Source organism: Arthrobacter sp. BE255, assembly GCF_031457335.1.
Classification (GTDB): domain Bacteria; phylum Actinomycetota; class Actinomycetes; order Actinomycetales; family Micrococcaceae; genus Arthrobacter.
Genome location: NZ_JAVDWK010000010.1, coordinates 1 through 17,538 on the forward strand (window position 1 = coordinate 1; position 17,538 = coordinate 17,538).

Sequence of the window (17,538 nt, forward strand, 5' to 3'; positions counted from 1 at the left end):
ACAACAGAGCGTCGCAATCATGCCGGGACCGGCAGGCCAGCACACCCCACATCCTGCACCAGAAAGGGGCTACGAAGAAGGTAACGAGCGTCCTGGTCGGCGGGGGCTACTTCGCCGCGGCCGCCTTCTTGGCCGGGGCCGCCGTCGAGCCGCGCACCACCAGTTCGGTCCCGAGCTCGATCCGCTGCGGCAGTTCCTCGTCCCCTTCAAGGTGCCGGAGCAGCGCGCGCATGGCGGTCTCGGCCATCTGGACCACTGGCTGGCGGATGGTGGTCAGGCCCGGCTCGATCCACTCCGCCGCCGGGATGTCGTCAAAGCCGATGATGGACAGGTCCTCCGGGATCCGCAGCCCGGCCGTCCGTGCCGCCCGGTAGGCGCCCATGGCCTGGTCGTCGTTGCCGGTGAAAATCGCCGTGGGCCGGTCGTCCAAAGACAGCAGCTTCCGGGTTCCGGCCTCGCCCGCCTCGATGGAAAAGTCGCCCGGGACCATCAGCGCCGGATCCACCGGGATGCCCGCACGCCGCAGCGCGGAGATGTAGCCGTCCTCGCGGGCACTGCTGCACTGCAGGTCCTCGCGGCCGCCGATCATCCCGATCCGGCGGTGCCCCAGCTGCAGCAGGTGCTCGGTGGCCGAGTGCGCGCCGTCCCAGTTGGCCGCGCCCACCGTCATCAGGTCCGGCCCCGGCTGGCCCACAGGATCAATCAGCACCACCGGGATCCCCAGCGACTTGATCCGCTGGATCTGCTTGGCGTCCAGCTGGTACACGGCCATCAGCAGCCCGTCCGACTTCCGCTCCGCCACGTTCGCCAGCCACGGCCGGATCCGCGAGCCGTCCATGTTCAGGCTGCTGACCACCGTGCCGTACCCGGCGTCCTGCGCCACGCGCTCCACGCCCTCGATGATCTCCAGCGCCCACTCCGACCCCAGGCCGGGGAACACCAGGTCGATCAGCCCGGCCTTCTGCCGCCGTTTCGCCGGGCGGCGCGCGTAGTCGCGGCGGGCGATGATCTCCTCCACCCGGGCACGCGTTTCCGCCGCCACATGGGCGTGGCCGTTCAGGACTTTGGATACGGTGGGGACCGAGACGCCGGCCTCCCGGGCAATCTCACTGATCGTCGCGCGCCCGGTGTCCTGCTTGACCATGGAACCCACCTTTCCCGCCGGAGCACTCCCCCGGCCCTACGAGTTTTCGGAAAGTCCCCACGCCTGGATCCGGCCGCACATGCCGTAAATCCTGCTGGTTTTCCGTTTCCCCATGGTAGTCCGCGCTTCCTGCAGATAGAAACTTTCGGCAATTTCCAGAGACTGCAACTGCTGCCGTGTCGCCGCGGCCTGCCGCTCGGCACCTTCGGCAAGCAAGGCCTGCCAGTCCCGCGTCCGGGAACTGACCAGCCGGGCCGCCGCCGCATGGAACCCGGCCAGGGCGCCGGGCCCGGATTCCAGCACGGCGGCCTTCAGGGCAAAGTACCCCTCCAACGCCAGATCACGACGACGGCGCGCGGCCGCCTCCGCGCCCGGGTCGCCGCCGTCGGCATCACCGGGCTCCAGTGCCGCCGCGCGACCGTACGCCGCAGCGTCCGCCAGGTGCGCGGGCGGGAACGTCATCACGGCGTCGCCATTCTCCGGCAGGCCCGCGTTCTGCATCACCACCAGGACGCGCAGGTCACCCGAATCGTTGACAGCCCGGTGGATGGTGCCGGGCGTGAACCACAGCACCGCCCCCGGTTCCAGCGCAGTCGAAGTGAAGCCGCGCGAATCCAGAGTCTCCAGCCGTCCCCTCCCCTGCTGCACCACGTACGCTTCCGCGGACGCCGTGTGCAGGTGCGGGGTTCCGCCGGCCGCGCCGTCCGAGGCGGGCCAGTCGTAGATGCTGACCTCGGACACGGCGGTGGCGCCCGGGAAGGTGGTGGCTGCCATGTTCAGGCCCATGCCTCCAGCGCGGTTTTGGCCGCCCCGGCGAGCTCTGCTGCGGACTGCCCGTCCACCTCACCGTCGGAAATGACGACGGCGTAGCGGTAGGTGAGCGGCCGGCCCGCCTGCAGCGGGACTGCTTCGCTGAAGAACGGTGCGGCGCCCAGGCACGCGAACATGGACGACCGGGCGAACCACTGGTTAGGGGCGCCCGGGTTGGTGCCGTCCTCCACGAACGTGATTGTTGAGAACCGGCAGCTGTCGTCGTGCCGGCCGGTGAAGGAGATCCACTCCGAGCGGGTGCCCATGAACTCGTCCTGCCCGGTGCCGGCCTCGGAGCGGAACTGCCCGCCGGTGAACGACCGTGGCCCGCGCCAGAACAGCCCGCCGTAGCCGGCGTTGTCCCGGCCCTCGGTGGTGGGGCTGCCGATCTCGATGACGTCCGGCGAGATGTTGGTGATTTCCGTTTCGAAGAGCAGCACCCAGGCCGGGGTTGCCGGGACATCGAGGACCTGGACATTGAAGCGCCGCTTCTCGGCGATCACAGGCGTCCCGTCCTGCGAGCTCCACACGAGCTCCTCGGCCGCGGTGATCCCGGCCCCTGAGTCATTAATGGCGGTGAAGGCCTCGTGGGTCATGGCGCCGTTGTTGTCCAGGTTGGCGTAGCCGGTGGCGCGTGTGTACGTGGCACCGCCCCAGAAGTTGTCCTTGCCCACGTTCGGCAGTGCCAGCGACAGGCCCTTGTGCCAGATGTGGTCCCAGGGCCGGAAGATGGTCACCTCGTCGCCGCCCAGAGTGGTGAGCGGGTGGAAATAGGGCCGCGGGCTTTCGTACTGGCTGTCCGTGGGCTTGTAGGTGTAGGTGGCGATCGGCTGGCCGCCGGCCGTAAAGGTGAGGGCGGCGCCGTCGTCGGAATAGCTGAGCTGTGTCTGTTCAACTGTGGCGGTTGTGGTGGTTGCTGCGGGACTGGTCATGGGTGTCTCCAAAAATCGTGGGTCGGTAAAAGGGTTGGTGCTTAGACCGTTGCGGGGACGGCTGCCGTTGCGTCCAGGACCCGGGTTCCCAGGCCCTCGCCGTCCATGCCGCCGTAGAAGGGGTGGCCGGGCTCAATCCCGCCGCGCCGCACGGATGTGCCGGTGAAGGCGGAGGCATAGATCGCGGCAGCGAGCTCGAGTGTCTGCCGCGCGGAGTCCGCGCCGGCCGGGAGCGGACTGCCGGCGTCCAGCGCGTCATACATGGCCAGGAACTGGGCCGAGTGTCCGCTCCCGCGCTCCAGCGGCTGTGCCTCCCACGCGCCGGTGACCTCATCCTCGTGGCCCGGCGCCGGGGTGACGGTCCAGTTGTCCGTGGCGTAGCCGTACAGGTGGCTCAGTTCCACGGTGGCGAATTCGCAGTCGATCCGGATGTCCGAGGTCTCCCGCGGGGAGAGCAGCGAGTTGATAATGGTGGCCACGGCGCCGTTCTCGAACCGCACCAGCGCGGCGGACAGGTCCTCGGTGGAGGTGGCGCGGGCCTGCCGGGAGGCGATGGCGGTGACCTCCTGCCACGGGCCCAGCAGGTGGAGCAGCAGGTCGAACTGGTGGATGCCGTGGCCCATGGTGGGGCCGCCGCCTTCGGCGTTCCAGGTGCCGCGCCACGGCAGGTCCCAGTAGCTGTCGGGCCGGTACCAGAGCGTGTCGCACCGGGCCACCAGCGGCCGGCCGAACCCGCCGCCGCCGATCAGCTCCCGGGCAGCGGCGGACGCATCGCCGAAGCGGTGCTGGAACACGCAGGAGAACTGCGCGCCGCCCTGGGCCTGGGCGGTTTCCAGCCGGTCGAAGTCCGCCAGGGACAGGGCCGGCGGTTTCTCGGACAGGACATGGACGCCGGCCGCCAGGCACTCGATGGCCTGGTCGATGTGCATCAGGGGCGGGGTGCACAGGTGGACGATGTCCGGCCTGGCCTCCGCCAACAGCTCGGTGAGGCCCAGGTACCGGCCCGCGATGCCATGCTGGTCCGCGAACGCGTCCAGCCGGGCCTGGTCCACATCGCAGGCCGCCACGAGCTCCGCCCGGCCGCTGGTCCGGGCCAGGTTGTCCGCGTGGACCGCGGCGATCCCGCCGGTGCCAACGATGGCCACTTTGTACGTCCGCATCTGAAAATTCTCCGCCTTTGCAGTTCTTCACTGGATGGTGCTGGTCGTTTGCTTGCTCGCTCTTGGGGCCGCCCGGAGCTACCGAAACTTTCATGATCGGATCATTAGTTTCCGAAACATTCTCGAGCAGCATTTCCGGCCGCCCTTCAACCGTAAGAAGCATGATGCAGTGAAGTCAATGGTTTTCAACCCTAGAAACTAAATACAAATTTCTGATAGTTTCTAAAAAACTGATTCCTATGTGAGGAGACGCCCGTGAGCGGTGCCGCCGAGAAACAAGCACTCCCCCGCGCCGCCGGGCCGGACGCCGTCGAGCACCTCATCGCCGAGATGACGCTGGAGGAGAAGCTCGCGCAGCTGGCGGGTGTATGGGTGAACGCGTCCACGGACGGCGACTCCGTGGCGCCGCTGCAGAACCAGATGGCCGGCGACGCCCGCTCCTGGGATGACGTGATCGCCAACGGCCTGGGCCAGATCACCCGGATGTACGGCACCACGCCGCTGGAACCGCTCGACGGCGCCCGCCGGCTGGCTGCCGCGCAGGAGCAGATCATGGCAGCATCCCGTTTCGGGATTCCCGCCCAGGTGCACGAGGAGTGCCTGGCCGGACTCGCCGCCTGGAAAGCCACCGCCTTCCCCGTCCCGCTGGCCTGGGGCGCCAGCTTCAACCCGGAACTCGTCCGTGAGATGGCCGGCCTGATCGGCACGGACATGCGGGCACTCGGCGTGCACCAGGGCCTGGCACCGGTGCTGGACGTGGTGCGCGACCTCCGCTGGGGCCGCGTCGAGGAGACCATTGGCGAGGACCCGTACCTGGTGGGGACCGTGGCGTCCGCTTATGTGCAGGGGCTCGAGGAGGCGGGCATCGTGGCCACGCTCAAGCACTTCGTGGGCTATTCCGCTTCCGTGGCCGGCCGCAACCATGCCCCCGTATCCATGGGTCCGCGCGAACTGGCCGACGTGATGCTGCCGCCGTTCGAGATGGCCCTCAAGCATGGCGGTTCGCGTTCGGTGATGCACGCCTACACGGACGTCGACGGCGTCCCGGCCGCCGCCAACCAGGCCCTGCTCACGGGTCTGCTCCGGGACGAATGGGGCTTCACCGGAACGGTGGTGGCCGACTACTTCGGCGTCGCCTTCCTCAACGTCACCCACGGCGTGGCCGCCGACCTGGGCGAGGCCGCAGCGCTGGCACTGACGGCGGGAGTCGACGTCGAACTTCCCACCGTGAACTGCTACGGCAACCCGCTGCTGCAGCGCGTCCGCGACGGCGCGGTGAACGAGGCGCTCGTGGATACCGCGCTGCGCCGCGTCCTGGCCCAGAAGCAGCAGGCAGGGCTCCTCTCCCCCGATTTCGATCCCGCGCCGCCTGCCCTGGCGTCCGGCATCGAGCTCGATCCCGCGGGGCACCGCACTCTGGCCCGGACCATGGCGGCGCAGTCGCTGGTGCTGCTGAAAAACGGAACGCACGACGGCGGTCCGGCACTGCCGCTGCCCGCTTCGGCCGTGCGGTCGCTCGGCGTCGTGGGGCCGCTTGCCCGGGACCCGTTCGCGATGCTGGGCTGCTATTCGTTCGACGCGCACGTTGGCGCCTCCCACCCGGACGTGCCGATGGGCATCTCCGTGCCCACCGTGGCCGGGGCAGCCTCCGAACGCTTCGCCGGAGTTGTGTCCGCCGCGACCGGGACCTGCGAGGCCATCACGCCGGAGGAGGTCGCCGAGGCGTGCTCAATCGCCGCATGGGTGGACACGTGCGTGGTGGTGGTGGGCGACAACGCCGGGCTGTTCGGCCGCGGCACTTCCGGCGAGGGCAACGACGCCGCGGACCTCCGCCTTCCTGGAGACCAGCACGAAATGCTGGACGCCGTCCTCGCTGCCGCCGCGGCCGCCGGCACACGCACCATCGTGGTGGTCCTCAGCGGCCGCCCGTACGCGCTGGGCGGTTTCGCGGACCGGGCTGACGCCGTCGTGCAGGGGTTCTTTCCCGGTGAGGAGGGTGCCGGGGCGCTCTGGGACGTCCTCACCGGCGTCGTGAATTTTTCCGGGAAGCTGCCGGTGTCCGTGCCGCGGACCTCCGGCGGGCAGCCCGGCACCTACCTGCACAGCCGGCTGGCCGGGCCCACCGGCGTCAGCGCCCTGGACCCGTCGCCGCTGTACGGGTTCGGGCACGGGCTGTCCTACACCTCGTTTTCGTTCTCAGGCCATCTGGCCAGCGCGCCTGCTGTGTCGACGTCGGGCTCGGTCACCGTGGGCTGCACGGTGACCAACACCGGCGCGGTGGACGGCGCCGAGGTGGTGCAGCTGTACTTGGAGGATCCGGTGGGCGAGGTGGTGCGGCCGGTCCGGGAACTGATCGGCTACGCGCGGGTGGAATTGGCCGCCGGGGCCTCCGCCTCGGTGGAGTTCGCGGTGCACGGGGACCGGACGTCCTTCACGGGGGTGGACCTGAAGCGCGTGGTGGCACCGGGGCTGGTGAAGCTGCATGTCTCAACCTCAAGCACATCCGACGTCCACACGCATGAGGTGATCCTGCACGGTCCGCGGCGGGTGGTGGGGTTCGAACGCGAGATGCTCACCCCGGTCACGGTCACCCCCGCGCGAACGAACATTTAAGCCCCTCCTTTTGGCGCGAACGTACACTTAAGCCCTCCTTTAGGCGCGAACGTACACTTGTGGCCCACTGAGCAGGGCGCCAACTGTACGTTCGCGCGAAATTCGTCAGAGCTGGAGCAGCCCGGCGCGGCGGAGCCAGGACTCGACGTCCGGTCCGGCGTCGCGGACTTCTTCGCCGCGCACCGCGAGGCCTTCAGCGATGACCGCCGCCGGGCAGGACCGCGCGTAGTCCCTCTCGGTGGTGCCGAGCCCGCTCATGGCGTGGGTGGTGACGGGATGGATGGTTTTGCCGCTGAAGTCGTAGGTTTCGGCGAACGTGGCCATGATCATCGGCGCCCGGACGTTCCAAACGCCGCTGGCCAGCAGCACGGTGCTGTACAGCTCGATCGACGGCAGCGGGTTCGCGATGGCCGGCCGCGCGTCCGCCTCCTGCTCGCGGACATTGCGTGCGACGGCGGCATCGTACGCGTCAGGGTACGTTTCCGCTGCTTCGATGCGGTGCACATCGCAGCCGATGAGTCCGCTGATCACGCCGGCCAGCACCTCAGTGTTCCCGATTTCGAGGTTGGTGCGCCCGCCGTAGTGGTAGTTTTCCCCTGCCCGGGAGAAGTAGGCGAGCAGGACCCGCCCGCCGGCCCCGGCAGTGTCCTGGGGCATCGAGGTCTCCCTTCCGATGGTGCAGGCCGACGTTCCGGCGGCGACCACCGCGCCGGTAAAGCCGGCGACGGCGGTACGCAGGACGGAACGGCGGCCGATGGGCCTCAGGTTTCCCGGCATGGGCAGCTTCCTAGTCGACGCGCCGCTGGCCGAGGAAGCTGACCATCTTGGGGTCACGGTGGTCGAAGAACAGCGACGTTTCCGTGTCCAGGGCAGCGATGAGCTTCATTTGCTCATCGGTGAGTTCGAAGTTGAACACGTCGAGGTTTTCGGCCATCCGGTCAGGCCGGACTGACTTGGGGATCACGACGACGTCGCGCTGGATCAGCCAGCGCAGCACCACCTGCGCCTCGGACTTACCGTGCACGCCTGCGACGGCGGTGAGGGTGGGGTCCGAGAAGAGGTTGTTCTTTCCCTCCGCGAAAGGCCCCCACGACTCGTGCTGGACGCCATGCCCGCGCATGTACTCGTTCTCCTCCGCCCGCTGGTGGAACGGATGCGTTTCAATCTGGTTCACAGCGGGAGTGATGTCGTTGTGCGTGATCAGGTCCACGAGCCGGTCCGAGTGGAAATTGGACACGCCGATCGCCCGGACCAGGCCCGCGGCGTTCAGATCCTGCATGGCGCGCCACTGGCTGTAGACGTCCCCGTAAGGCTGGTGCATCAGGTAGAGGTCCACGTGGTCCAGGCCGAGGCGCTTCAGGGAGCTGTCGAAGGCACGTTTGGTGGCGTCCTCGCCCGCGTCCTGGACCCAGAGCTTGGTGGTGATGAACAGCTCGTCGCGGGCGATGCCGCTGTTCCTGATCGCACGGCCCACCGCTTCCTCATTCTGGTACGCGGCCGCGGTGTCGAGTGAGCGGTAGCCGGCGGCGAGGGCTTCGCTGACAGCCTGCTCGGTCTGGTCCGCCGGGATCTGGTAAACGCCGAAGCCAAGGATCGGCATTTCGACGCCGTTGTTAAGGGTGACATTCTTCATGGCGGGTTCCTCCTCGTATGGTTGCTGGTATCAACACAACCAGTCCGTGCGCGTGCGTGGGAGTGCCTGTTGTGAGGTGTACTGGCAGTTCCTGTTAGGACCCGCCCGTGCCTCGTACCGTTGGACGCATGGACAACAGCAAGGACATCCGCGAGTTCCTGATGAGCCGGCGGTCGCGGATCACGCCCGACCAGGCAGGGATACCCTCCTACGGCGGTGTCCGGCGGGTCACCGGCCTCAAACGCGAGGAAGTGGCCATGCTCGCCGGCGTCAGTACGGAGTACTACGCCCGCCTCGAGCGCGGAAACCTGCGAGGGGTGTCTGAATCCGTGCTCGACGCCCTCGCCGGCACGCTGCAGCTCGACGAGGCCGAACGCTCCCACCTGTTTGATCTCGCCAGGGCAGCCGCCCCGTCCAAGGCAGCAGGGACGCGCAGGCCCCAGGCCCAGGTCCGTCCCAGCGTGGAGCTGATCCTGGCCGGCATGACCGGCACCCCGGCCTACGTCCGCAACTCGCGGATGGACATCCTCGCCGCCAACAGTCTCTGCTTCGCCCTCTATGCGGGGATCCTCAGCCCGGACGGCCTGCCGCTGAACCTTGCCCGGTTTATGTTCCTCGACGCGCGGTCGAAGGACTTCTTCGTCGAATGGGAGACCCTCGCCGACGACCTTGCCGCCGCACTCCGCTCGGAAGCGGGACGCAACCCCCGGGACCGGGCACTGAACGCCCTGATCGGCGACCTCGCCACCGGAAGCACCGAATTCGCCACCCGCTGGGCGCGCCACAACGTCCGCTTCCACCGCACGGCCCGCAAGACACTGCGCAACCCGCTGGTGGGCGAGATCGAACTCACTGGCGATTCACTGGAACTGACCGGCGACGGCCTTACGGTCATCGTCTACACGGCCGAACCCGAAAGTCACGCCCGCGAACAGCTCGACTTCCTGGCCAGCTGGAGTGCCAGCCAACCGGCACCCACGGCACGCGCCGCCGCCGCCGCCGACATCCCGCACCGCAACGACCAGCCCAGCTGAATCTCCCGCCCCACGCACAGCATCAGCGCGAACGTACAGTTGGGGCCCTTGGAAAAGTGGGCGCCAAGTGTACGTTCGCGCGTAAAGGGGTCAGCGTCAGGATTTCGCGGCCCGGATGGCCCTTCGGACGGAGGCACCAAGGACCGAGACCAGCGGGACCAGGCACACCAGGGTGACCACGGTGTTGGGGCGGAAGGTGACGTTGCCGCCGTCGTTCCGGTAAACGCCGAGCGGCAGCACCATGCCGCCGCCCCCTCCGCCGGAAGCGCCGTCGTCGCCCTCGTTGCCACCGCCGAAGCCGAAGGAGACGAGCGCCACCGGGATGACCTCCTGGCCGCCCAACTGGACGGGATCGCCGTACGCCCTGGCGACGCCGACGTTCTTGAACGTGTCCACGAGATTGGAGAAAGTTTCAGTCATGCCTCCACCGTAGGGCGGAGCGCCTTGGACTGCCAGACTTTTTCATCTTGCCGCATCTGTCGATTATCGATACTATCCAACTGTTAATCGACACCAAGGAGACCTCATGGGTAAGCTCACCATCCTCGTCCTGCGCATCGTGATTGCCATGGTCCTTGCGGGTTCGTTGTTCGTCCAGGTGCGGATGGTGCCGCTGGTTTCAGCCGACCTCGTCGAGGCGGGCGCGCCCGAAGGCCCGCGCATGGCCCTGCTGGCCATCATCGTCCTGGGAATCGTGTGCGTACAGGTCACGGCGGCCTGCGTGTGGCGCCTGCTCACGATGGTGCGCCGCGGAACGGTCTTCTCGCACGCGGCCTTTCGGTATGTGGACATCATCGTCGGCGCGATCGCCGCTGCTTCCCTGCTGATGTTCGGGATCGCGGTGATCCTCGCGCCCGGCGAAACGGCGCCCGGCGTTGTGCTCCTGATCTGCGGGGCGTCCCTCATGATCGCCGGAGTTGCCCTGGTGGTCCTGGTGATGCGCACGCTGCTGGCCCAGGCCGTTGCCCGCGACGCCGAAGCGAAGGACCTGCAGTCCGAACTCGACGAGGTGATCTGATGCCCATCGTCGTCGATATCGATGTGATGCTGGCCAGGCGGAAGATGCCCGTCGGGACGCTCGCTGAACGGGTGGGGATCACGCCCGCCAATCTCGCGGTGCTCAAGAACGGCCGGGCCAAGGCGGTGCGCTTCACCACGCTTGAGGCCCTCTGCGAGGTGCTGGAATGCCAGCCCGGCGACCTGCTGCGCTGGGAGCCGGAGCTTCCCGCCTCCCTGGGCGCGGACGACGGCGGGCGGCCGGTTTCCGAGTTCAGCTAGGCGGCGTGCCGCGCGGGATAATGGAGGCATGACGGACCAGGACCGTGAACTGTGGGATGAGTTCGACCGGCTCAAGCCCGCCGGCCGCGACCGCGTGGAGGGGTACCCGGGCGGCGAGCCAGTGGGCTTCGGGTTCCGCACAGGTGTGCGCAGCGCCAGGGTGGCCCTTGGTTTCGCCGTGTACGCGCTGGTCCTCGGAACTGTGCTGGTTTCCCTGGGAGTCATCTACTTCATCAGCGAAAGCCAGTGGCTGATGCTTGGACTGATGGCCGTGATCGAGGCCGCCTTCATCTTTGCCTTCCTGAGGCTGGTCCGCCAGGCCCGTAACCGGCGCTCGCTTCAGTAGCCCGCCTCGGCGCTCAGCCGGACACAGGCCCGCTTCTCCCCTGAACCGCCGTGACGGTCAGTCGACGTTCCGGATGATCTCGATGAGTTCACCAACTGCGACGCCGTGCTTGCGGGCGTAATGCACCAGGTCGCGGGCCTGCTTGATGACCTGTCCGCGTTCGGGGATCCCCACCACTGAGATGCCGCGGCCGCGGCGGAATTCCAGGATTCCCTCGTCGCGCAGAAGCCTGAGTGCACGGAGGACAGTGTTGGTGTTGACGCCCAACACCGCAGCCAGGTCCTTGGCGGGCGGAAGGCGTTCCCCGGGCTTGGCCTCACCCTCCGCGATGGCCCGACGGAGTTCCATGGCGACCTGCTCGAAGAGGTCGGTGGGGTCATCCTTGCGCACCTTGACTGTCAACATGGTGCTAGTAAGATTAGCATCATCTTGGGAAAACAGGAGGCAGTCATGACTGTCACCGATGGCCCCCGGACGCTGCGTCCCCAGGAGCCGTTCGATAAAACAGAAACCCCAGTCGTGCTGATCCCGGAGGCGAGGCAGCATGCACGGCGCCGACGTAGCTTCTACGCGTTTGCTGTTCTGCTGGCCCTCGTGGGGGCCTCGCTCGCCTTCTTCGGACGGCCGGGTCCCCCTCCGGATCTGACTCAGCAGGAGGACACCGCCGCGGGCGCGCCGGCCGTTGCCGCCGGCCAGGACAGGCCCGCGAGCATCATCGCCCACCATGGCATCTACCACTTTGGCTGGATCCTCGTCTACGACGATGGCAGGGTGATCGAAGCCAGGGAAGTCGAACCGATGCAGCGGCGGCTGTCCGACAAAGGCCTTGAACTCGTCCGCTCCGGGGCAATTCATCCGGGGTCCCTCATGGTGAAGCCCCCTTCAGAACTACCGGACGGCACCTGGATTGACCCCGAGGCCGCGGAGTACACGCCCTCTGCGTACGCGGCCTGTTTCGACCCGCCCGGCCTGTCCCAGGAAGGGATGGGACCGGCCATGGCTGATCTTCGCGAGCTGCAGCGCGGACGGGAACGGACCTACCCCGATGTCAATATCCTTAGCCGGCAGTTCGACCCCTGGGCGGGCCCGTTCGACTGCTTCGAGGTAAAGACCCAGGAGCTTCCCGAAACCGTCGCCGCCATCAGAAACGCAGGCTTCACGGGGTTCGCGGAGTCGGCGGCCCGGCGGCAGTACGGTTGCGTGGAGATCAGGCTGGGAGTGCCCGTCCTGTGCTTCCACCCCGTACTGCCGCACGGTTCATGGGTTCTGTGGGGAGGATGACCGGACCATCCGGAACTCCGGCAGGCTTTCCCACTCAGGCGGAAGCTCCCCGCGTTTGCCGTCCGGCCGGAAGCCGTGTTTGAGGTAGAAAGCGAGCGCCCGCGGATTGTCCTCAACCACCCAGAGATAGGCAGGTGAATCCCCGATCGCGGCCCGCATCAGGGCCGCCCCGAGGCCGGAGCCGTACGTCCGCCTCAGCGTGTAAATCGAATACAGCTCAAGCTCTTCGGGACCGTCCTCGTCACGGCCCGGACCGGCGTCGGCCAATCCCACCACCTCGCCGTCGGCGTCCACGGCGATGATCCGCGGGTCAGGCACGCCCAGGTTGGACCGACGCCGTTCCACGCGTTCGGGGATACTGGCCCGCCGGGCGCGGAAGAACTCCGGGGTCAGCAGGTGCGGGTAACACTCCTCGTGAGCCAGGGTGTGCATCCGCACCACCGCTTCGGCGTCCTCCGGGCCGGCCTGGCGAAGCTGAAAGTCCATGCTCCCAGCCTAACCAGCCGGCTGTCCGGCCCAGCCGGCCTTGCGGAGCCAGCCGGTCAGGATGGGCAGGACCACAGAACTGTTCATGGCGCCGAGATGGTCGAGCCCGGGAAGGACCTGGACATCCCATCCGGCCGCGATGAGTTCCTCCCGATGCGCGGCAAGCGGCCCGCCGATCCGCACCTGGACGCCGCCCCATTGCGGGCTGTAGTCGATCTGGTCGTCCGCGCCGGCGAAGGCGAGCCGCGCCAGGTCACGGGGCACGGCGGCGGCCGAGTCGTCGAAGTCCTGGAGCGCTTCGTAGAGGGTGACGAACTGGCGTGTCTGTGCCTCGGTCGTTTCGACGGCGGCGGAGTCCCAGTCGCCCGGCTCGACGTCGTCGACGGGAACCCAGGCCGGGTCCGGCTCCAGGGCGGACATCGCGTGCGCGGCGCGGGTGACGGCCAGCATGCTCCGGTACGGCCCGTCTCGGGGCGGAAAGCCGCCCATGGCCAGTGCACGGAGCCGGTCGGTGCGAAGGGCAAGCTGAAGTCCGCTCAACGCGAGCCACGAGTAGCCGTAGTACCCGAAGACGTCGGCTGCGGCAGCGTCCGCGATGGCGAGCAGGTCAGCGGCGAGGTTGTCCGGAGTGAGGGTTTCCGCCGCCGGCTGCGCCATCCGGTGGCCTTCGTAGTCAGCCACGATCAGCCGGTTGGACCCTGACAGTCCGCGGACCAGGGCGGGCCCAAGGTCAGGGTCACCACCCCATTTGCGCATGGTCTCGGCGTCGGCCAGCGCATACGGCTCCAGGCGGGCCGGCAGCAGCAGCGCGGGCCCTTCGCCGTGGATAGTGACGGGGATGACCGATCCGTCGTGAAGGACAGCCTCGGAAGTTTCAGCCATGTTGATCCCGCACCTTTCAGAGGACTTTAGCCGATGGGCTTGTTTCGGCGTTTTCTCGATCCCATCCAGGATGAGATAGCCAGCAAGATGCCGATACCGCCAAAAATGAACGTCAGGACAACGCCCACGCCCCTAAGAAATACGCCGTCGCTTTCAAATCCGACCACCGTTGCCTCGTCGGGATCGGACAACCGGTACCGCACCTTGACCTCTTCGCCGACCACGGGGTGCTGATGATAGTCCACCATGATCCACTCGTAGTGGGCTGATCCGGCGGCCGACTGGAACTCCACTTTCATCTTGCGGTCGGAGGCCTGCGCCCGGTCGTGGAACTCAGTGACAGTACCGGGGACCTGCTCTCCGGTCCGCACCAGCTCAGCGTCGGCATTGATCTGGAGCGTGCCAACAACTATCAGGATCGGGCCGAGGCAGATCACCAGCGCGGAGAACGCGAGGTTGGCCCGCATTCCCCACGATATCTTGGGCTTGCGGTTCACAGCGGCGTTAGGCGAGGTCACGCACCCATTCTGCCGCAGCACCAGTCAGCCGGTCACCGCGGGAACCAAGGACCGGCGGAGCCATTCCTCCACCTCCCGTTGCGAGCGCAGCCTGACGACGGCGACGTTCGGGTATTCGTTAACGAAGTGCGGCATCAGCTCGGTGTACTTCCGCCGCGTCCGGATCGCCCAACGGACTATGTGGTCATGGTCGGTGAAGAACGTCCGCAGCGGCGCCTCGAAGTTGCCGTTCCATAGTTCCATGCGGCGCAGGCGACGGCGGACGGTCCGCGTCAGGACGCGCGGCAGGGTCACGCGCACGAAGGGAAAGTCGAGCCAAACGAGGAGGTCAGCACGCTCGGCCAGCAGAGGCCGCGCCGCATCGTACTGCCACTCGGTGGTCCAGACGTCGGCGCTGATGAACGAACGCAGATCAGCGAGGAACTCCGGACGCGGCGTCCAGTCCGGGCCGTGGAAGATCGCGTCAATCTCCAGGTGCGGGCCGCCTGTGATCTCGGCGATCCGACCAGCCAGTGTCGTCTTGCCGGCACCTGACACCCCGGCCACCAGAACGCGTTTCGGCAGGCGCTGAAGTGGCTGGTCATAAGAACGCATAAATTGACCCTAGTACCGGGATGGGGGTTCCTCCCGCTGCGCGTCGCCCATCTCCCGTCGCCCCGGACATACGCCTTGCTAGGCTCCGACCATGACTTCCCTGCCACAGACTTCCGCCGACGATGTCATCCACCAGCCGGCGCGCGCCCAGTTCGATGCTTTCCTGGACGAGCACCGCGCCGCGCTCAATGACTGCCTCAACGGGCTGACCGAGGAGCAGGCCCGCAGGCGACTGGTGCCCTCCCGCACCACGCTGCTGGGCCTGGTAAAGCACGCGACGTTCGTCGAAAAGGTCTGGTTCGACGAAGCCATCACCTGCCGGGCACGCGCCGAGATTGGTATTCCGGCGACGCCGGACGGGTCGTTCATCCTCGACCACGGCGACACCATCGCCTCCGTCCAGCAGGCACACCGAGAAGCCTGCGAGGCGTCCCCGCTCGCTGCCGCCTCCTTGGGGCTCGACGATCTGGTCCACGGCAACCGCCGGGGCCCGCTGCCGCTGCGCTGGGTTTACCTGCACATGCTGCGGGAACTGGCCCAACACTGCGGCCATGCCGACATCCTTCGCGAACAGATCCTGGAACACTAATCAGATTTGGAATACCAGACCGCCTTTGGATCTGGGATGCGAGACCTAGGAAGTCCCTACTATCTTTCCTTGAGCGAAAGGCTGGCCGTACTTTGGAATACCAAGTACCATATTTGTCAGCCGCTCACTCCCCCAGGCGGCCTTCCCCAAGGAGCCAACGATGTGCCTTCATGACCACACTTTTGCCCCCGCACTGCCAGCCAACCTTCCCCGCCGTGGCATCCTGGCAAGCGCTGCCGCCCTCGCCGGAATCTCCGTGGCCACCATCGCCGCCCAGATCGGCGGCGCCCCCGCCGCCCGCGCCGCCGAACGCCCCTCCGGCCCGAACTACCACGGCAGCCCCCTCGCGCATCCGGCCCTGATCATCGAGGGCGGCACCATCGTGGACCCGAAGTCAGGTGAGGCCGTGGAGGACGGCGTCCTGGTGCTCGACGGCGGCAAGGTGGCCGCCGTCGGAACCCGCGACGCCACGCGCAAGGCTGTCGCCGCAGTCGCCGGCCGCGCCCAGGTCCTGAACGCGACGGGCCGCTGGGTGCTCCCGGGCCTGATCGACGTGCACGTCCACGCCAACGCGTTCGCCGATGCCCGGGCCATCCTTCAGGGCGGCGCCACCAGTGTCCGCAGCGGCTCCAGCAGCTTCTACCAGGACGTGGCCCTCGCCGCGCTTCCGGGCTGGGCGCCGGGCGTCTCCCCGCGCATGACCCCCGCAGGCCTGTTCATCTCCCCCGATCTCGGCGATTCGCTGCTGGCCGACCCCGACCTCGCACCGCTCGCCACCCTCGCCGGCGGCGTCAAGGACCCCGCCGACCTGGCCTACCTGACCCGCGTCAACCTCAAGCGTGGAGCGCAGGTCATCAAGACCCGGGCGAACCCGCGGGCCGGCCTGCCGGAGCAGGATCCGCGCGAACTGGTCTACAACCAGGAGCAGCTCTCCGCCGTGGTCAAGGCGGCGAACGGTGCAGGTGTGCTCTGCCATGCCTACAGCGCGGAAGGCGTCGACGGAGCCGTCCGGGCCGGGGTGCGCAGCATCGAACACGGCGTCTTCGTCACCGAGGGCACCATCAACGAGATGGCCCGCCGCGGAACGTACTTCACGCCCACCATGGACGCGATCACCTCCATGGCGGCGTCCGCCAACCCGATCCTCGCCGCACGCGGGCAGGAGTACACGCCCATCCTGAAGGCCGCCGTCCGCGCCGCGCACGAAGCAGGCGTGACGATCGTGGCCGGCACCGACTCCTTCGGGACCGACGTCACCCCGATCGGCACGGAAGCGCGGCTGCTGGCCGAGGCTGGCCTGTCCCCGCTGGAGGCCCTGCGGTCAGCCACCGTCCACGCCGCGCGGCTCCTGGGCCTGGGCGACGACGGCGGGCGGCTGGTGCGCGGCGGGTTCGCCGACGCGATCGTGGTGGACGCCGATCCGCTGGCCGATGCCTCTGCCCTGGAAAAGGTCAGCGTCGTGGTGGCCCAGGGAGCCGTGGTCCGCAACGGACTCTAGGGTTCAGGAAGGCTCCGACGCCGCTGAATCCGCCACGGTGAACTTCTGCTCGATGAACTTCAGCAGCGGCCGCGAGTTCAGGCAGATCAGGAACACCACCAGCCCGGCAATCACCACCAGCAGCCCCGCGGTGGTGGCCGTGAGCAGGAACGCCGCGACGAACAGGATCCCGGCGTTACCCAGGGACACCCGTTTCTGCGCACCCAGGCAGTACAGCGAGAGACGGTAGAGGTCCCGGGTCCGGAACGTGAACCGCGACAGCAGCAGCATGGCCGTCACTCCGGCGGTCGCCACCAGGAGCCCCAGCCCCAGCAGCCCCACCCGTGCGGCTGACGGAGCGGGGTTCCCGGCGTCGAACGTTCCGGGCAGGAGCAGGAGATTGACGACGACGGCGGCCAGCACCGCGACGTACGGCAGCCATGCCGCGAGCGCCTGGCGGACATTGGTCCGGTAGCCGCCGACAAAGTCGCGGAACACCCCGGTGGCCTCCCCCGCCAGCAACCGGTTGAACGCGTAGGCCGCGGCCACCAGGGACGGTCCCACCGGAATGAAGGCCACCAGCACGAATACCGCGGCCAGCAGGGCGGAGCCGGCGGTCAACGCCACGAGCAGGGGCGCCAGCACCAGCAGGATGTTGGCGAGCACCAGCAGCACGTCGCCCAGCATGACCCCGTAAACCGCTCCGGCCGCCCTGAACAGCGGACCGGAGCCGTACTCCGCCTTCTTCTGTGCCACTAACT

21 protein-coding genes are annotated in these 17,538 nt (G+C 67.9%); 8 read left to right on the forward strand and 13 right to left on the reverse strand.

The features are described from left to right. Nucleotides 1-106: 106 nt before the first annotated feature. Genes J2X42_RS16180 through J2X42_RS16195 form a run of 4 tightly spaced genes read right to left on the reverse strand, consistent with a single transcriptional unit; the run spans nt 107 to nt 4,046 of the window. Nucleotides 107-1,144: a LacI family DNA-binding transcriptional regulator gene (locus tag J2X42_RS16180; protein WP_310166799.1), complete on the reverse strand. Its 1,038-nt coding sequence runs from the start codon at nt 1,142-1,144 to the stop codon at nt 107-109. Between the two features lie 36 nt (nt 1,145-1,180). Further along, on the reverse strand, nt 1,181-1,918 hold the full coding sequence (locus J2X42_RS16185; protein WP_310166800.1) for a cupin domain-containing protein: 738 nt from the start codon (nt 1,916-1,918) through the stop codon (nt 1,181-1,183). Nucleotides 1,919-1,920: 2 nt separating this feature from the next. Then, nucleotides 1,921-2,886 carry a PmoA family protein gene (locus J2X42_RS16190; RefSeq protein WP_310166801.1) on the reverse strand — a complete coding sequence of 322 codons (966 nt, stop codon included), beginning with the start codon at nt 2,884-2,886 and terminating at the stop codon, nt 1,921-1,923. A 41-nt stretch (nt 2,887-2,927) separates the two neighbouring features. After that, entirely contained in the window at nt 2,928-4,046 is a 1,119-nt protein-coding gene (locus J2X42_RS16195; protein WP_310166802.1) for a Gfo/Idh/MocA family oxidoreductase, read from the reverse strand. A 255-nt stretch (nt 4,047-4,301) separates the two neighbouring features. On the opposite strand from J2X42_RS16195, the gene J2X42_RS16200 reads away from it, so the two are divergent. Beyond that, complete coding sequence (locus J2X42_RS16200) at nt 4,302-6,659, forward strand: glycoside hydrolase family 3 N-terminal domain-containing protein (protein ID WP_310166803.1); 2,358 nt, start codon at nt 4,302-4,304, stop codon at nt 6,657-6,659. A 105-nt stretch (nt 6,660-6,764) separates the two neighbouring features. Here J2X42_RS16200 and J2X42_RS16205 read toward each other — a convergent pair whose 3' ends face one another. Both J2X42_RS16205 and J2X42_RS16210 read right to left on the reverse strand, forming a co-directional pair. Further along, nucleotides 6,765-7,436, reverse strand: coding sequence for a flavodoxin (locus J2X42_RS16205; RefSeq protein WP_310166804.1), 672 nt, complete (start codon nt 7,434-7,436; stop codon nt 6,765-6,767). A gap of 10 nt (nt 7,437-7,446) precedes the next feature. Next, entirely contained in the window at nt 7,447-8,292 is an 846-nt protein-coding gene (locus tag J2X42_RS16210; protein ID WP_310166805.1) for an aldo/keto reductase, read from the reverse strand. 128 nt (nt 8,293-8,420) lie between these two features. On the opposite strand from J2X42_RS16210, the gene J2X42_RS16215 reads away from it, so the two are divergent. Continuing rightward, nucleotides 8,421-9,326 (forward strand): helix-turn-helix transcriptional regulator, encoded by a 906-nt coding sequence (locus tag J2X42_RS16215; protein WP_310166806.1) that lies wholly within the window; start codon nt 8,421-8,423, stop codon nt 9,324-9,326. A 96-nt stretch (nt 9,327-9,422) separates the two neighbouring features. Here the strand turns inward: J2X42_RS16215 and J2X42_RS16220 are convergent, their stop codons facing one another. After that, nucleotides 9,423-9,746, reverse strand: coding sequence for a hypothetical protein (locus J2X42_RS16220; RefSeq protein ID WP_310166807.1), 324 nt, complete (start codon nt 9,744-9,746; stop codon nt 9,423-9,425). Between the two features lie 106 nt (nt 9,747-9,852). Here J2X42_RS16220 and J2X42_RS16225 point away from each other — a divergent pair, with 106 nt between their 5' ends. Genes J2X42_RS16225 through J2X42_RS16235 form a run of 3 tightly spaced genes read left to right on the forward strand, consistent with a single transcriptional unit; the run spans nt 9,853 to nt 10,950 of the window. Next, nucleotides 9,853-10,344 (forward strand): DUF2975 domain-containing protein, encoded by a 492-nt coding sequence (locus J2X42_RS16225; protein ID WP_310166808.1) that lies wholly within the window; start codon nt 9,853-9,855, stop codon nt 10,342-10,344. After that, entirely contained in the window at nt 10,344-10,604 is a 261-nt protein-coding gene (locus J2X42_RS16230; protein WP_310166809.1) for a helix-turn-helix transcriptional regulator, read from the forward strand. The genes J2X42_RS16225 and J2X42_RS16230 overlap by 1 nt, the downstream gene beginning before the upstream one ends. A gap of 28 nt (nt 10,605-10,632) precedes the next feature. Then, nucleotides 10,633-10,950: a hypothetical protein gene (locus J2X42_RS16235; RefSeq protein ID WP_310166810.1), complete on the forward strand. Its 318-nt coding sequence runs from the start codon at nt 10,633-10,635 to the stop codon at nt 10,948-10,950. A 57-nt stretch (nt 10,951-11,007) separates the two neighbouring features. Here J2X42_RS16235 and J2X42_RS16240 read toward each other — a convergent pair whose 3' ends face one another. Next, entirely contained in the window at nt 11,008-11,355 is a 348-nt protein-coding gene (locus J2X42_RS16240; protein WP_310166811.1) for a GntR family transcriptional regulator, read from the reverse strand. A gap of 45 nt (nt 11,356-11,400) precedes the next feature. On the opposite strand from J2X42_RS16240, the gene J2X42_RS16245 reads away from it, so the two are divergent. Then, nucleotides 11,401-12,231: a hypothetical protein gene (locus J2X42_RS16245; RefSeq protein ID WP_310166812.1), complete on the forward strand. Its 831-nt coding sequence runs from the start codon at nt 11,401-11,403 to the stop codon at nt 12,229-12,231. Here J2X42_RS16245 and J2X42_RS16250 read toward each other — a convergent pair. Genes J2X42_RS16250 through J2X42_RS16265 form a run of 4 tightly spaced genes read right to left on the reverse strand, consistent with a single transcriptional unit; the run spans nt 12,208 to nt 14,711 of the window. Then, nucleotides 12,208-12,717, reverse strand: coding sequence for a GNAT family N-acetyltransferase (locus J2X42_RS16250; RefSeq protein WP_310166813.1), 510 nt, complete (start codon nt 12,715-12,717; stop codon nt 12,208-12,210). The genes J2X42_RS16245 and J2X42_RS16250 overlap by 24 nt on opposite strands. A gap of 9 nt (nt 12,718-12,726) precedes the next feature. Then, nucleotides 12,727-13,599, reverse strand: a complete 873-nt coding sequence (locus J2X42_RS16255; protein ID WP_310166814.1) for an alpha/beta hydrolase — start codon at nt 13,597-13,599, stop codon at nt 12,727-12,729. Nucleotides 13,600-13,625: 26 nt separating this feature from the next. Beyond that, on the reverse strand, nt 13,626-14,117 hold the full coding sequence (locus tag J2X42_RS16260; protein ID WP_310166815.1) for a DUF3592 domain-containing protein: 492 nt from the start codon (nt 14,115-14,117) through the stop codon (nt 13,626-13,628). 24 nt (nt 14,118-14,141) lie between these two features. Beyond that, nucleotides 14,142-14,711, reverse strand: a complete 570-nt coding sequence (locus tag J2X42_RS16265; RefSeq protein WP_310166816.1) for an AAA family ATPase — start codon at nt 14,709-14,711, stop codon at nt 14,142-14,144. A 91-nt stretch (nt 14,712-14,802) separates the two neighbouring features. Here J2X42_RS16265 and J2X42_RS16270 point away from each other — a divergent pair, with 91 nt between their 5' ends. Further along, complete coding sequence (locus tag J2X42_RS16270) at nt 14,803-15,300, forward strand: DinB family protein (RefSeq protein ID WP_310166817.1); 498 nt, start codon at nt 14,803-14,805, stop codon at nt 15,298-15,300. Nucleotides 15,301-15,460: 160 nt separating this feature from the next. Next, nucleotides 15,461-16,798, forward strand: a complete 1,338-nt coding sequence (locus J2X42_RS16275; RefSeq protein WP_310166818.1) for an amidohydrolase family protein — start codon at nt 15,461-15,463, stop codon at nt 16,796-16,798. A 3-nt stretch (nt 16,799-16,801) separates the two neighbouring features. Here J2X42_RS16275 and J2X42_RS16280 read toward each other — a convergent pair whose 3' ends face one another. After that, nucleotides 16,802-17,533, reverse strand: a complete 732-nt coding sequence (locus J2X42_RS16280) for a DUF624 domain-containing protein (protein WP_310166819.1) — start codon at nt 17,531-17,533, stop codon at nt 16,802-16,804. Between the last annotated feature and the right edge of the window lie 5 nt (nt 17,534-17,538).

Excerpts from the sequence above, each read along its gene's own strand:
- J2X42_RS16230 (WP_310166809.1), top strand. The coding sequence starts at position 10,344 with ATGCCCATCGTCGTCGATATCGATGTGATGCTGGCCAGGCGGAAGATG.
- J2X42_RS16180 (WP_310166799.1), bottom strand. The coding sequence starts at position 1,144 with ATGGTCAAGCAGGACACCGGGCGCGCGACGATCAGTGAGATTGCCCGG.
- J2X42_RS16265 (WP_310166816.1), bottom strand. The coding sequence starts at position 14,711 with ATGCGTTCTTATGACCAGCCACTTCAGCGCCTGCCGAAACGCGTTCTG.
- J2X42_RS16185 (WP_310166800.1), bottom strand. The coding sequence starts at position 1,918 with ATGGCAGCCACCACCTTCCCGGGCGCCACCGCCGTGTCCGAGGTCAGC.
- J2X42_RS16210 (WP_310166805.1), bottom strand. The coding sequence starts at position 8,292 with ATGAAGAATGTCACCCTTAACAACGGCGTCGAAATGCCGATCCTTGGC.
- J2X42_RS16245 (WP_310166812.1), top strand. The coding sequence starts at position 11,401 with ATGACTGTCACCGATGGCCCCCGGACGCTGCGTCCCCAGGAGCCGTTC.
- J2X42_RS16275 (WP_310166818.1), top strand. The coding sequence starts at position 15,461 with ATGTGCCTTCATGACCACACTTTTGCCCCCGCACTGCCAGCCAACCTT.
- J2X42_RS16195 (WP_310166802.1), bottom strand. The coding sequence starts at position 4,046 with ATGCGGACGTACAAAGTGGCCATCGTTGGCACCGGCGGGATCGCCGCG.
- J2X42_RS16215 (WP_310166806.1), top strand. The coding sequence starts at position 8,421 with ATGGACAACAGCAAGGACATCCGCGAGTTCCTGATGAGCCGGCGGTCG.
- J2X42_RS16225 (WP_310166808.1), top strand. The coding sequence starts at position 9,853 with ATGGGTAAGCTCACCATCCTCGTCCTGCGCATCGTGATTGCCATGGTC.
- J2X42_RS16235 (WP_310166810.1), top strand. The coding sequence starts at position 10,633 with ATGACGGACCAGGACCGTGAACTGTGGGATGAGTTCGACCGGCTCAAG.
- J2X42_RS16255 (WP_310166814.1), bottom strand. The coding sequence starts at position 13,599 with ATGGCTGAAACTTCCGAGGCTGTCCTTCACGACGGATCGGTCATCCCC.
- J2X42_RS16240 (WP_310166811.1), bottom strand. The coding sequence starts at position 11,355 with ATGTTGACAGTCAAGGTGCGCAAGGATGACCCCACCGACCTCTTCGAG.
- J2X42_RS16250 (WP_310166813.1), bottom strand. The coding sequence starts at position 12,717 with ATGGACTTTCAGCTTCGCCAGGCCGGCCCGGAGGACGCCGAAGCGGTG.
- J2X42_RS16205 (WP_310166804.1), bottom strand. The coding sequence starts at position 7,436 with ATGCCGGGAAACCTGAGGCCCATCGGCCGCCGTTCCGTCCTGCGTACC.
- J2X42_RS16270 (WP_310166817.1), top strand. The coding sequence starts at position 14,803 with ATGACTTCCCTGCCACAGACTTCCGCCGACGATGTCATCCACCAGCCG.
- J2X42_RS16220 (WP_310166807.1), bottom strand. The coding sequence starts at position 9,746 with ATGACTGAAACTTTCTCCAATCTCGTGGACACGTTCAAGAACGTCGGC.
- J2X42_RS16190 (WP_310166801.1), bottom strand. The coding sequence starts at position 2,886 with ATGACCAGTCCCGCAGCAACCACCACAACCGCCACAGTTGAACAGACA.